General features: G+C 70.2%; 14 protein-coding genes and 2 tRNA genes. 11 read left to right on the top strand and 5 right to left on the bottom strand.

Annotation, left to right across the window (positions count from 1 at the left end; all coding sequences use genetic code 11):
* The first annotated feature begins 10 nt into the window (after positions 1-10).
* Positions 11-319, top strand: coding sequence for a hypothetical protein (locus tag MWN33_RS04720; RefSeq protein WP_247199219.1), 309 nt, complete (start codon positions 11-13; stop codon positions 317-319).
* Between the two features lie 93 nt (positions 320-412).
* Here MWN33_RS04720 and MWN33_RS04725 read toward each other — a convergent pair.
* A tRNA-Thr gene (locus tag MWN33_RS04725) sits at positions 413-487 on the bottom strand.
* Between the two features lie 260 nt (positions 488-747).
* Between MWN33_RS04725 and MWN33_RS04730 the strand changes: the two genes are divergently transcribed.
* The 9 genes from MWN33_RS04730 to MWN33_RS04770 all read left to right on the top strand — a co-directional run bounded on the left by MWN33_RS04730 (position 748) and on the right by MWN33_RS04770 (position 6,863).
* The gene (locus MWN33_RS04730) at positions 748-933 is read left to right on the top strand and encodes a hypothetical protein (RefSeq protein WP_247199221.1); all 186 of its coding nucleotides are present in this window, start codon (positions 748-750) and stop codon (positions 931-933) included.
* Positions 934-1,156: 223 nt separating this feature from the next.
* A complete protein-coding gene (murA, locus tag MWN33_RS04735; RefSeq protein WP_247199223.1) occupies positions 1,157-2,446 on the top strand; it encodes a UDP-N-acetylglucosamine 1-carboxyvinyltransferase in 1,290 nt (429 codons plus the stop codon).
* Between the two features lie 116 nt (positions 2,447-2,562).
* The gene (locus MWN33_RS04740) at positions 2,563-3,045 is read left to right on the top strand and encodes a DUF2948 family protein (protein WP_247199224.1); all 483 of its coding nucleotides are present in this window, start codon (positions 2,563-2,565) and stop codon (positions 3,043-3,045) included.
* A gap of 176 nt (positions 3,046-3,221) precedes the next feature.
* Positions 3,222-4,514, top strand: coding sequence for a histidinol dehydrogenase (gene hisD, locus MWN33_RS04745; RefSeq protein ID WP_247199226.1), 1,293 nt, complete (start codon positions 3,222-3,224; stop codon positions 4,512-4,514).
* Between the two features lie 10 nt (positions 4,515-4,524).
* Positions 4,525-5,019: a UPF0262 family protein gene (locus MWN33_RS04750; RefSeq protein ID WP_247199228.1), complete on the top strand. Its 495-nt coding sequence runs from the start codon at positions 4,525-4,527 to the stop codon at positions 5,017-5,019.
* An 83-nt stretch (positions 5,020-5,102) separates the two neighbouring features.
* Complete coding sequence (locus MWN33_RS04755) at positions 5,103-5,510, top strand: arsenate-mycothiol transferase ArsC (RefSeq protein ID WP_247199791.1); 408 nt, start codon at positions 5,103-5,105, stop codon at positions 5,508-5,510.
* A gap of 120 nt (positions 5,511-5,630) precedes the next feature.
* Positions 5,631-6,254: a Maf-like protein gene (locus tag MWN33_RS04760; RefSeq protein ID WP_247199230.1), complete on the top strand. Its 624-nt coding sequence runs from the start codon at positions 5,631-5,633 to the stop codon at positions 6,252-6,254.
* Complete coding sequence (yacG, locus tag MWN33_RS04765) at positions 6,251-6,466, top strand: DNA gyrase inhibitor YacG (protein WP_247199231.1); 216 nt, start codon at positions 6,251-6,253, stop codon at positions 6,464-6,466. The genes MWN33_RS04760 and yacG overlap by 4 nt, the downstream gene beginning before the upstream one ends.
* A gap of 321 nt (positions 6,467-6,787) precedes the next feature.
* A tRNA-Phe gene (locus MWN33_RS04770) sits at positions 6,788-6,863 on the top strand.
* 357 nt (positions 6,864-7,220) lie between these two features.
* Here the strand turns inward: MWN33_RS04770 and MWN33_RS04775 are convergent.
* Together MWN33_RS04775 and MWN33_RS04780 are read right to left on the bottom strand one after the other, a co-directional pair.
* Complete coding sequence (locus MWN33_RS04775; protein WP_247199233.1) at positions 7,221-8,246, bottom strand: 4-hydroxythreonine-4-phosphate dehydrogenase PdxA; 1,026 nt, start codon at positions 8,244-8,246, stop codon at positions 7,221-7,223.
* A gap of 12 nt (positions 8,247-8,258) precedes the next feature.
* Entirely contained in the window at positions 8,259-9,734 is a 1,476-nt protein-coding gene (locus MWN33_RS04780; protein WP_247199235.1) for an NAD(P)H-dependent oxidoreductase, read from the bottom strand.
* A gap of 207 nt (positions 9,735-9,941) precedes the next feature.
* On the opposite strand from MWN33_RS04780, the gene MWN33_RS04785 reads away from it, so the two are divergent.
* Positions 9,942-10,655: a GntR family transcriptional regulator gene (locus MWN33_RS04785; RefSeq protein ID WP_247199237.1), complete on the top strand. Its 714-nt coding sequence runs from the start codon at positions 9,942-9,944 to the stop codon at positions 10,653-10,655.
* A gap of 6 nt (positions 10,656-10,661) precedes the next feature.
* On the opposite strand, the gene MWN33_RS04790 is transcribed toward MWN33_RS04785, so the two are convergent.
* Positions 10,662-11,444, bottom strand: a complete 783-nt coding sequence (locus tag MWN33_RS04790) for an enoyl-CoA hydratase (protein WP_247199239.1) — start codon at positions 11,442-11,444, stop codon at positions 10,662-10,664.
* Positions 11,444-12,631 carry a CaiB/BaiF CoA transferase family protein gene (locus MWN33_RS04795; protein WP_247199240.1) on the bottom strand — a complete coding sequence of 396 codons (1,188 nt, stop codon included), beginning with the start codon at positions 12,629-12,631 and terminating at the stop codon, positions 11,444-11,446. The genes MWN33_RS04790 and MWN33_RS04795 overlap by 1 nt, the downstream gene beginning before the upstream one ends.
* Positions 12,632-12,768 lie beyond the last annotated feature (137 nt).

A 12,768-nucleotide genomic window follows, 5' to 3' on the forward strand; every position in this document is an offset into this window, starting at 1 on the left:
GAGCCCAGTCATGCGCCACATCCTTCTTTCCACCGTCCTGACCCTGTCCGTCGTCGCCCTGTCCGCCGCCTCCGTCCCGGCTGCCGCCCAGGAGACGCCGCGCTCCACCGGCATGAGTTGCTCGGCGGTGAGCGCGCTGGTGCAGCAGCGTGGCCAGGTGGTGTTCGACACCGGCGGCGGCGATCTGCGCCGCGTGGTGAACAATCCCAGCCTGTGCAGCGCCCAGGACGGCGGCGCGCCGGTCTGGATTCCCTCGCAGGACCAGAGCCAGTGCCTCGCCGGCTATCGCTGCGAGGAACGCGAAGGCCACGGCAACTGAGCGCTGGCCAAAGGCGGGCCGCCCGCGCGGCCCGCAGGGGGGCGTTGTGCGAAGCTGGGGTCTTTTGCGGGATACCGTGAAGTGCCGGAACGATGGTGCTGCGAGAGAGGATTGAACTCTCGACCTCTCCCTTACCAAGGGAGTGCTCTACCACTGAGCTACCGCAGCGCCGGCCGTCGGGCGGGCTGTGCCGCCAAGGCGCCGGACGTTTGCCACAGCGCGGCGGCGGGTGCAAGAGTCGGCGCCGCAATTCCCTCGTCCCTGTGCACGCCTTCCCGCCTCGCGTCCCTCCGTAGCGGCCCCGGTACCGCCGGTTCGCCGTGCCGCCCGGCCATCCGCGCGGAGGAGGGGGCACTCTTCCCTGGGGCGCGGGCCTTCTCTATGGCTGGAACGATGCGGATGCGTTGGCGGCAGGTGGGGAGAGCGGGATGAGCGGTTCCGGGGACGATGCGCGCGCCGAGCGCCTTGCCGCCGCGTTGCGCGAAAACCTCAAGCGCCGCAAGCAGCAGGCGCGCGGCCGGCAGGCCGAGGACCGGGTTGCTCCCGCCGGCGGCGCGGCGGACCGGAGCCCCGCTGCCGGGCCGGGCGAACCGCCCCGCGACGGCGGGGATTGAGCCCGCCCGGCGGTTTTCGCACGCACGCTTCGGCGGCGGAGCCCGGCGCACGCGTTGTCCCGCCCCGCGACACGCGCTAGACCTGTGGGGAACAAGGGCGGCGGCGCCACGAATCGGCCCCATCGACCCGTCATGCCGCATCCGACGGCGACGGACCCGGCCGGCGCGCCCTGCGCGGCGGGGGCCCTGCGCGCCTCCCGGGCTGGAAGGAGACGACACTCTCATGGACCGCATCCGCATCGTCGGCGGCAACCCCCTCAACGGGTCGATCCCGATTTCCGGCGCCAAGAACGCCGCCCTGCCGCTGATGATCGCGGGCCTGCTCACCGACGAGAAGCTGGTGCTGGAGAATGTGCCGCGCCTCGCCGACGTCTCGCTGCTCCAGCGCATCCTCGGCAATCACGGCATCGACATCACCGTCGCCGGCAAGCGGCGCGGCGACGACGCCTATGCCGGCCAGACGCTGGAGATCGACGCCCGCGTCATCGTCGACACCACGGCGCCCTATGAACTGGTTTCCAAGATGCGGGCGAGCTTCTGGGTCATCGGCCCGCTGCTGGCGCGCATGGGCGAGGCCAAGGTGTCGCTGCCGGGCGGCTGCGCCATCGGCACCCGGCCGGTCGACCTGCACATCGCCGCGCTGGAGGCGCTAGGCGCGCAGATCGACATCGACGGCGGCTATGTGCTGGCCCGCGCCCCCAAGGGGCTGAAGGGCGGGCGCATCGTGTTCCCGAAGGTCACGGTCGGCGCCACCCATGTGGCGCTGATGGCGGCGAGCCTGGCGGATGGCGAGACCATCATCGAGAACGCCGCGCGCGAGCCGGAGATCGTCGACGTCGCCGACTGCATCAACGCGATGGGCGGGCGCATCGAGGGCGCTGGCACCTCGACCGTCCGCGTCGTCGGCGTGCCGCGCCTCAAGGGCGCGCGCCACTCCGTGCTGCCCGACCGCATCGAGACCGGCACCTATGCGATGGCGGTGGCAATGACGGGCGGCGACGTGCTGCTCTCCGGCGCACGGGCGGACCTGCTCAGCACGGCGCTCGACACGCTGCGCGCGGCGGGCGCGGAGATCACCGTCTCCAACGAGGGCCTGCGGGTGAAGCGCAACGGCGCCGGCATCGCCCCCGTCGAGGTGACGACCGAGCCCTTCCCCGGCTTCCCGACCGATCTGCAGGCGCAGCTCATGGCGCTGACGACGCGCGCCGGCGGCACTTCGCGGATCACCGAGACGATCTTCGAGAACCGCTTCATGCATGTGCAGGAGCTTGCCCGCCTCGGCGCGCGCATCCATCTCGACGGCGAGACCGCCACCATCGAGGGCGTCGAGCGGCTGAAGGGCGCGCCGGTCATGGCGACCGACTTGCGCGCCTCGGTCTCGCTGGTGATCGGAGCGCTCGCGGCCGAGGGCGAGAGCATGATCCACCGGGTCTACCATCTCGATCGCGGCTTCGAGCGGCTGGAGGAGAAGCTCTCCGCCTGCGGCGCCGAGATCGAGCGCCTCGCCGGCTGATCGCGAGGGCCGGCAGGTCGCGTTCTAGGTACTGTTACGCGTCTGCTTCGCGCCCCCTTGCCGCAGCGGCGGGAAGGCGCCATCTGGGCGGCATAAGGCGTTGCGGAGATGAGAACATGGCCGGACTGAAGCTGGTCGCGCTCGATGGCGAGGACCTCGCGGTCCTCTCGGTGCATTTGCAGGACGCGGTGGTGGCGGTGGGCGAGATGACCTACCTGCCGAAGGAGCGGCGCTTCGTGCTGCTCGCCAACCGCTTCGACTGGGAGAAGGCGATACAGGCCGAGGCGATGGCGGATGCCGACGCCCCGCTCGGTGCCGCTGCAGCGGCCGTCGGCCCCTGCGTGCGCCGCCGCGCGGGCCTGCGCTTCGAGCGGGTGCTGGGCGCGCGGGTGCGCGGCATCGACCTCACGAAGAAGCAGGGCATGCTCAACCTGCTGGCTCTGACCTATGAAGAAATCGACGCGCCCTCGGGTACCGTCACCTTCCTGTTCTCCGGGGGCGGCGAGGTGCAGCTCGATGTCGAGTGCCTCGAAGCCGGGCTGGAGGATCTGGGACCCGCCTGGGACGCGCGCGGCACGCCCTGCCACGAGGTGGAGTGAGCCGGACCTGCGCCGCCGCCCGCGCCCGGCGCGCAAAGTCACGGCGCGCAAAGGCTCTTGTGTTCGGCGGTGCCGGTTGCGATAGGACGGGCTGACGGTCGCCCGCTCCGGCGCGCGGCGACGCGATGCCCCCGCGACCGCCATCACGCCCTTCAAGGCCGCCCGCAGGACACGACATGCCGATCCGCCTCGACACCCGCACCCCCGATTTCACGGAACGCTTCCGCGCCTTCCTCGGCACCAAGCGCGAGGTCTCGCAGGATGTGGCGCAGGCGGTGGCGCGCATCGTCGAGGAGGTGCGCCAGCGCGGCGACGCGGCGCTCATCGCGTTCTCCAGGACCTTCGACCGCGTGGACCTTGCCACGCTCGGCATCCGGGTGACGCCGCAGGAGGTCGCGGCGGCGGTGACGCAATGCGATGCCGCGACGCTGGAGGCGCTCGCCTTCGCGCACGGGCGCATCCGTTCCCATCACGAGCGGCAGTTGCCAGAGAGCGGGCGCTATGTCGACGCGGCCGGCGTGGAGCTCGGCCATCGCTGGACGGCGGTGGACGCGGTGGGGCTCTACGTGCCGGGCGGCACGGCGGCCTATCCTTCCTCGGTGCTGATGAACGCGGTGCCGGCCAAGGTGGCCGGCGTCGAGCGCATCGCCATGGTGGTGCCGGCGCCCGACGGCGTGCTGAACCCGCTGGTGCTCGCCGCCGCCGATCTTGCCGGCGTCGACGAGATCTACCGCGTCGGCGGCGCGCAGGCCGTGGCCGCGCTGGCGTATGGCACCGAGACCATCGCCCCGGTGGCCAAGATCGTCGGCCCCGGCAACGCCTATGTCGCCGCCGCCAAGCGCCATGTCTTCGGCACGGTCGGCATCGACATGGTGGCCGGCCCCTCCGAGGTGCTGGTGATTGCCGACGGGGCGCAGAACCCGGACTGGATCGCCGCCGATCTTCTGGCGCAGGCCGAGCACGACACCGCCGCGCAGTCGATACTGATGACGGACGATGCGGGCTTCGCCGATGCGGTGATCGCCGCCGTCGAGCGCCAGCTCGCGAGCCTGCCGCGCCGCGAGATCGCCACCGAGAGCTGGGACGAGTTCGGCGCGGTCATCACCATGGCCAGCCTCGACGAGGCGCCCGCGCTGTCCGACCGCATCGCCCCCGAGCATCTCGAAATCATCACGGAAGACGCCGAGGCGCTGGTGGCCCGCATCCGCCATGCCGGGGCGATCTTCATCGGCGCGCACACGCCGGAGGCCATCGGCGATTATGTCGGCGGCTCCAACCATGTGCTGCCGACGGCGCGCTCGGCGCGCTTCTCCTCCGGGCTCGGCGTGCTCGACTTCATGAAGCGCACCTCGATCCTCAAATGCGGGCCGGAGCAGCTTCGCGCGCTCGGCCCCGCGGCCATCGCGCTGGGCGAGGCGGAAGGGCTCGGCGCCCATGCCCGTTCGGTGGCGATCCGCCTGAACCTCTGACGGATACGCCATGGGCGAGGCCGATCCGCACGCCGCGACCCGCCGCCTGATCGCGGTGACGCTGGACAGTGCGTCCATCGGCCGTTCGAACAGCGATGTCGAGCACGAGCGGGCGATCGCGATCTACGACCTCATCGAGGACAACAGCTTCGCCCCGCTCGGCGACCCGCAACCCGGCCCGTACTGCCTCGCCATCGCGCTGATCGAAGGGCGCCTGAGGCTCGACGTCACGCGCGAGGATGGCGCGCCGGTGGTGCAGCATTATCTCTCGCTCAGCCCGCTACGCCGGGTGGTGCGCGACTATTTCCTCGTCTGCGAGAGCTATTATTCCGCCATCCGTACTGCGAGCCCCTCGCAGATCGAGGCCATCGACATGGGCCGGCGCGGCCTGCACAACGAGGGCTCCGAGCTGCTGCGCGAGCGGCTGAAGGACAAGGTGACCCTCGATTTCGGCACCGCCCGGCGTCTGTTCACGCTGGTCTGCGCCCTGCACTGGAAGGGCTGAGCGTGGAGTCCCCAGGGGCGCCCCTCACCGCCCACGCGCCGGGCGCCACCCGGCGCACCGAGCGGCCGCAATCGGTGCTGTTCATGTGCGGTCAGAACAGCGTGCGCTCGCCCATGGCCGCCGTGCTGGCGCGGCACCTGTTCGGCCGCTCGCTCTATGTCGGCTCGGCCGGCGTCATCAGGGGCGAGGTCGACCCCTTCGTCACCGCCGCCATCGACGAGGTGGGGCTCGACCTCTCCCGCCACCGTCCGCAGACGCTGGAGGAGCTGGAGGAGAATGAGGGGCTGGCCTTCGACCTCGTCATCACCTTGTCCCCCGATGCCCATCACCGCGCGCTGGAGCTGACCCGCACCAACGCCATCGACATCGAATACTGGCCGACGCCCGACCCGACGCTCGTCACCGGCAATCGCGAGCAGCGGCTCGACGCCTACCGCGCGGTGCGCGACGAGCTGGAGATGCGCATCCGCACGCGCTTCCGCCCGCGCTGAGCCTGCGCGATGCTGCCTGCGCGATGGGCGCCCGCAAAAACCGTTCAACTTTTCCGGCACATGCTCTAGCTTGCCGGCCGAAACGCACCGCCGGGCCGCCGGCGGAAGAGGAGTGACCGCGTGAGCGCCCGCCCGAAACTGGTGCTGGCCTCGGGCTCGCCGCGCCGCCTGGCGCTGCTGGCCCAGGCCGGAATCGAACCCGACGCCCTGCTGCCCGCCGACATCGACGAGACGCCCGAGCGCGGCGAGCTGCCCCGCCGCCTCGCCCTGCGTCTGGCGCGCGAGAAGCTCCTTGCCTCCGACGCGCGCCGCAAGGCCGCCGGCGAGCACGAGGGCGCCTATCTCATCGCCGCCGACACGGTGGTGGCGGTCGGCCGGCGCATCCTGCCCAAGCCCGAGGTCGCCGAGGAGGCCGAAGACTGCCTGCGCCTGCTCTCCGGCCGCGCCCACCGTGTCTATACCGGCCTCGCCCTGATGACGCCGAAGGGCGGCGTGCGCACCCGCCTCGTCGAGACCCGCGTGCGCTTCAAGCGGCTCTCCGGCGAGGAGATGACGGCCTACATCGCCGCCCGCGAATGGCAGGGCAAGGCGGGCGGCTACGCCATTCAGGGCATCGCCGGGGCCTTCGTGGTGAAGCTGGTCGGCTCCTATACCAATGTGGTCGGCCTGCCGCTCACCGAGGCGGTGGCGCTGCTCGCCGGCGAGCGCTTCCCCGTGCACCAGCGCTGGGGCAACCCCGAGTGAGCGCGGACGAGAAGGTGCCGGCCGGCGGGAAACCGTGCCCGATCTGCGGCAAGCCGCCGGCGGAGAAGTACAAGCCCTTCTGCTCCAGCCGCTGCGCCGATATCGACCTGCACCGCTGGCTCACCGGCGCCTACGCCATCCCCGTAACCGAGGACGACGACGAGGACGGCGAGGAGCCCTCGCTCGCCCCGAAGCCCCCACGCGAGGGCTGACCGGGGCGGTCTGCGTGGGGGAGGGGGCTGCTGCTGTGGCACAGCGAGAGGTACTCCCCGGGCTGTGGGTGTGGGCCGAGCCCCTGGCTCCGGCCACGGAGATGAGGCTCGGCGGAACATCCCTTCAGGCTGGCGTGCGAGGGCTGAAAAAGGTGTACGGCGTCGGGTTTCGGTGCGGCGTCGCGCTCGCCGATGCCGCTCGGATGTCTGTTGATCCCGCTGGGGACAGGCGCGATTTTCCGGTTTCCGGCATATGGACAGGGGGCGAGCGAGACTCTATAACCCGCCCGCTCCGCACGGCCCAAGGCCGATGCCGGCTACGCCCAGGTAGCTCAGTTGGTAGAGCATGCGACTGAAAATCGCAGTGTCGGCGGTTCGACTCCGTCCCTGGGCACCATTTCCCCGCTTTAGGTGGCTCTAGAAAGCTCAAAAAAGCGGGAAATTTCCTCAACTGAGCTGAATTCGAAGCTCGCGGCGGCTCGCCGGGGCTCGTTGGCATTCGCGGATGCCAAAAATCGCGATGCCAGGAAGGCCGGCTTCGATACCGTTGACCGGCTTTGCAATCCGCCGGCCCAGAGCGTGGAGCAGCCGTTCAAGCCGCCACATGGAGGCCTTCGGCGAAGGACGTCTTGGCTGTGCTGTCGGCCCGTGCGGCCGGGCAAGTGTCGATTTCCGGCCAGCTCAGATCGCGGCCGAAAATCGACACTGTCGCAAGGTCCCGTCCGAGCCGGCCGTCCGTTTGGCCGGTTGCCCGTCAGGCGCTCGCCAGCGCACTCGGCGCGTTCGCGCTGCGGCGCGGCGCGGCGGCCAGGACGCGCATCACGTCGAAAGCCGCCTGAATGGCGCCGGGGTTCGCCTTGCCCTGCCCGTAGATGTCGTAGCCGGTGCCGTGTGCCGGCGTGGCGATCGGGATCGGCATGCCCCCATGCACCGTGACGCCGCGCGAGAAGCCCATCAGCTTCATCGCGATCTGCCCCTGGTCGTGGTACATGGTGACGATGGCGTCGACATCCTTCGCCCTGAGAAAGATGGTGTCGGCCGGGTACATGCCGACCACGGGCAGGCCAAGCGCGCGGGCCTTCTCCACCGTCGGGCCGATGATGTCGAGCTCCTCGCGGCCGAAGCTGCCATTCTCGCCATTATGCGGGTTGAGGCCGCACACGGCGATGCGCGGGGCGGCGACGCCGGCGCGGATCAGCGTCCCATGCACGAGGCGGATGGCGTCGAGGATGCGCTCCTCGGTGATGAGGCCGGAAACATCCTTCAGCGGCACATGGCTGGTGACGCGGCTGGTCCACAACCCGTCCAGCGTGTTGATCTCGCCGACCGGCCCGGGGGCCTTGAGCAACTCGGCGAACCAGTGGGTCTCGTCGGAATGGCCGATACCGGCCAGGTGCAGCCCATGCTTGTTCAGCGGCGCGAAGCACATGCCGTCGGTGATGCCGGCCATGGTGAGTTCGGCGGCCTTGCGCAGCGTGTCCAGCGCATAGCGCCCGCCCTTGGCGGTGGCGACGGCTCGCTCGAAAGGCGGCTCCGTCGCGCCGCGATAGTCAAGCAGCACCGGCACGCCGGGGGTGAAGGTCGGATGCCCATCCCCGTCGGCGAGGCGGTAGTCGAGGCGGACCCCCGCGATCCGAAGTCCCTCTTCCAGTTCGCCGCGGTCGGCGACAAGCAATATGTCGGCGGCCATGCGGTTTTCTTCGCGGGAGAGCAGGCGGGCGACGATCTCGGGGCCAATGCCGGCGGGATCGCCGAGAACGAGGGCGATGCGGGGCTTCATGGAGCTTCTCCTTCAGACGGCGTGCTGGGACGGTTCACCGCCGCCCACGATGTGCGATTTCGCAGATGATGGGGCGTCCGCGGCGACCGGGTGGCTGGCTGCCACGCCGAAGAAGGCCGCGTCCTGGTAGCGGCGCAGGGTCAGCAGTTCGGAGCCTTCCTCCACCGCGATATCGGCCATGGTGACGAGTTGCCCGGCCGTCACGGGCCGGACCAGCGCGCGGTTGGCCGCGAGATAGAACGGCGCCGGCGCCTCCGGCGTCAGCGGCGCGGCCGGCACAAGCTCGGCCGAGGTGCCCTCGATCGTGTGGTGATGTCCGCCCATGGCGAGGGTGCCGCCCGCGGGCAGGTCCACCAGTGCCCGGGCGACCAGGTCGAGATGCGGGCACGGGTCCATGCCGCCGCCGGAGGCGCCGTGCAGCGCCGCGTCGAGGATCGTGGTCGCCGCTTCCAGCCCGAGCAGGTGGCGCGGCAGATAGAGCATGGCGGTGGCCCCGGAGCGGCTGACCACGTGGCCCTTCTCCGCCAGCATCTCCCAGGTCGCCCGGTCGGTGCAGCGCACCACCACGAACACGCCGCCGGCAAAGCTCGGCTCATGCGGCGCGCGCAGGCAATGGAACACGTCTATCCGCTCCTCGCCGGCGAGCAGGCCGCCTTCCTCGCGCCGCGCGAAGAGGTCCGGCACCTCGCCGATGCGGGCGATGGGGGCATGCAGGTCCGGCCGGTCGGGCCGGAAGCCGGTGGCGTTGCCGACGATGAGAAGTTCGCACAGATCCGGCACGGCGCGCTGCGGCAGCATGGCGGCAACCGACGCACGGGCGGCGACGGTCTCGGTCACCGGACGGGCACCGAGGGCGAGATGTGCGGCCATTCCGGGGGCGGCGATGGAGCGGCCATTGCTGGTCAGTTCCTCGCCCGCCGCGTCGTACACGAAGTCGTATTCGCTCGACTTGCCGGCGGCGACGATCTCGAAGCCGAGCGTCTGCGCCCAGGTGACGAGACCGATCAGGAGGCTCGGCTGATCGCCATCCACCGGCGTCGCCACGACGCCGCGCTCCGCGGCCATGCGGGCGAGGCCGGGGCCGACGACGCTGTCGAGTTCCTTGGAAACCACGGCGAGGTGCTTGCCGGCCTCGATGGCGAGGCGGGCATGGCGTGCACCCGCCTCGGGATGGCCGGTCGCCTCCACCACCACCTCGACGGGCAGGTCGAGCACGATGGCGAGGTCTCCCGCCGCCACGAAGTCGCCGGCGGCGAAGGCGGCCTTTGCCTCGTCCGGGGTCGTGCAGACGTGGATGCGCGACGGCTCGATGCCGACCGAGGCGAGCGCTTCCGCCGCGATGGCGGCCTCCCGGTCCACCGCCACCCGGCAGCGCATCAGCGGCACGCGCAGCCCCTGTGCGAGGAAGCTGCGGCCGAAGCCGCCGGTGCCGATGACGCAGGTTTCGACCGGGGCCCGGTCGGCGGCGAAATAGCGATGGAAGTTCATGCCTGATCTCTCCGCCGGCGGGGCATCGCCGGGACGGGATGAAGGCAGGCGGCGCACGGCGCGGCGCCGGCAGCTTGCCCTCGCTCCATTTCCTCGTTTGCGCCGCCTCTGCATCAGGCAGCTTCAATCACTCGTCTAATTGCATGCAATAATGCGATGAAGTCAAGGGATATGGACGGCGAACGCAGGAGGTGCAACTGTAGTTGCATGCAATATGCTCCTGATCCGCATCCCGACGAATCCCCGCTTGTGCCGGCGGCCGGCCTGCGCGGCCGCAGTGCCGCCCATGTCGCGGAACGGCTGCGCGACATGATCCTGGCCGGCGAACTGCCGCCGGGCGAGCGCCTGTCCGAGCGCATGCTGACCGAGGGGATGGGCGTTACCCGCACGCCGCTGCGCGAGGCGTTCAAGATACTGGAGGCCGAGGGCCTACTCGTCATTGCGCCCAATCGCGGGGCGCAGGTGGTCAAGCTCTCCCCCGCCGATGTCGACATGGCGATGGAACTGCTCGCGGGGCTGGAAAGCGTGGCGGCGGAACTTGCCTGCGCCCGCGGCACGGCGGAACAGTTCGCGCAGGTCGCGGCGCTTCATGCGCGCATGGTGGCCTGCCAGCGCGCGGGCGATCTGGTCGGCTATTTCCGCATCAACCAGAACATCCACCAGAACATCGTCGACTGCGCCCATAATCCGGCACTGTCGCGCGTCTACCGAGCCGAGAGCGCGCGTGTGCGGCTCTATCGCTTTGCCGGCAACCGGGTGAGCGCGCGCTGGAGCCGGGCGGTGATGGAGCACGAACAAATCCTGCTCGCCTTGCAGCAGCGGCAGGGCCCGCTGCTGCGCGAGTTGCTCCGTGTCCACCATCTCAATGGCTGGCGCGTCACCCGCCTTGTGCTGGAGAACGAGGTGCAGCCCGACCTCTGAGCCGCTCTACTTCCCCTGCCACTTCGGCAGCGCCTTGGTACGGGCGAGGAAGGTCTCCACACCGAGGCGGAAATCCTCGCTGCCATAGACCTCGGAGACGATGTCCTCGATGTCCGGCAGATTTTCCAGCGCCAGCTTGCGTATGGTCGCCTTGCTGGCGCGCGTGGTCAGCGGGGCATTCTCCGCCGCCCGGCGGCACAGCGCGTCGAGTTCGGCATCCATCGCCTCAGGCTCGACGATCTTCAGCAGGAAGCCGCTGTCGCGCATTTCCTCGGCGGTGACGATCTCGCCCAGCAGCACCATGCGCTTGGCGACCGGGATGCCGATGGCGCCGCCGATCCGCGCCATGGAGAGCGCGGAGAGGCAGTTGCCCAGCGTGCGGCCGATCGGCGAGCCGAAGCGCGCGCCGGGCGTCGCGAGGCGGAAATCGCAGGCCGAGGCGATGTTGAGCCCGCCGCCCACCGCCCAGCCGTCCACCACGGCGACGGTCGTCACCGGAATGGCGTCGACCGCCGCCATGCACTCGTCGATCCGGTGCTCATAGGCGATGCCGTCGGCGCCGCTGGTGAACTTGGTGAAGCCGGAAATGTCGGTGCCCGAGACGAAGGCCTTGCCGCCGACGCCCCGGAACACTGCGACGCGGATCGAGGGATCGGCGGCGATGGCGAGCGCGGCGTCGCGCAGGCCGAGCCACATCTCGGTGGTCAGCGCATTGTGCGCGCCCGGATTGTTGAAGCGAACGAAAGCGGTCTCGCCGACCTTCTCGAAATCAATGCACGGAGGGCTCATCACGCGGTCTCTTTCGTGGTGGCGGGCGCCAGAAGGCCCTTTTCCGTCAGTTCGCGGCGGATTTCGTCGCCATGCTCGTTCAGCAGCGGCGGCGGCAGGCGGATTTCCTGCGGCGTGGCGCTCAGCTTCACCGGGAAGCCGAGCGCACGGAACTCGCCCTCGACAGGGTGCGGCACCATCTGCACCATCTCGCGAGCCTTCGCCTGCTCGCTGACCACCGCCTCGCCATAGTCGAGGATGGGGGCCGTGGGTACGCCGGCCTCCATCAGCAGGTCGATCCATTCCTGCCGCGTGCGGGTGAGGAAGGTCGGCGCCAGCGTCTCCATCAGCGCGATGCGGTTCTGCACGCGCCCCGCATTGGTGGAGAAGCGTGCATCCTGCTGCAGTTCCTCGCGCCCGAGCACCTTGAGGAAGGTGAGCCACAGCCCCTGATTGGCGGCGCCGATGACGAACCAGCCGTCGGAAGCTTCGACCGCCTGGTAGGGCGCCGACATGCGGTTGGCCGAGCCGATGGGGGTCGGCGACGCGCCGGTGCCCCACAATTCGGTGGTCTCCCAGACCGACAGCGCAAGTGCCGCCTCGAACAGCGAGGCGTCGACATACTGTCCCTCGCCCGAGGCCTGCCGGCCGATCACCGCGCTCAGCACGGCGTAGGCGGTGAACAGGCCGGCGCCGAGATCGGCCACGGCGATGGAGTTCTTTGCCGGCTCCATACCGGGGAAGCCGTTCGAGGAAAGGACGCCCGAGACGGCCTGCGCGATCAGGTCGAAGCCCGGCCGCTGCGACCATGGCCCGGTCTGGCCGAAGCCGGAGATGCTGGCATAGACGAGGCGCGGGTTGAGCGCCTTCAGCGTTGCGTAGTCCATGCCCAGCCGCGCCGCGACGCCGGGGCGGGCGTTCTCGATCAGCACGTCGGCGGTCTTCACCAGTGCGTAGAGCACCTCGCGGTCCTCGGAGGACTTGAGGTCGAGGGTGATGGAACGCTTGTTGCGGTTCAGCGCGAGGAAGCCGGGGCTGTCGGAGCCCTTCAACCGGAAGCCCATGGAATGGCGGGTGGAATCGCCGGTGCCCGGGGGCTCGATCTTGATGACGTCGGCGCCCATATCCGCCAGCAGCATGCAGCAGAACGGCCCGGCCATTACCTGCGAAATGTCGAGCACCCTTATGCCCGCAAGAGGCAACGCCATGATCGAAACCCTCCGTTCTTCCCTGACTTCTGAATTTCCGGGGGCCGGCATGCGCGCCTTCGCGACACCGGAACCCAGGAGCGTGGCGTCTTGTCCTGGCGGGAGACGGGCCTGTCGCCCTCCACGCCGCCGGGCGC

The sequence above is a fragment of the Ancylobacter koreensis genome, from assembly GCF_023016525.1.
GTDB classification, from domain to species: Bacteria; Pseudomonadota; Alphaproteobacteria; order Rhizobiales; family Xanthobacteraceae; genus Ancylobacter; species Ancylobacter koreensis.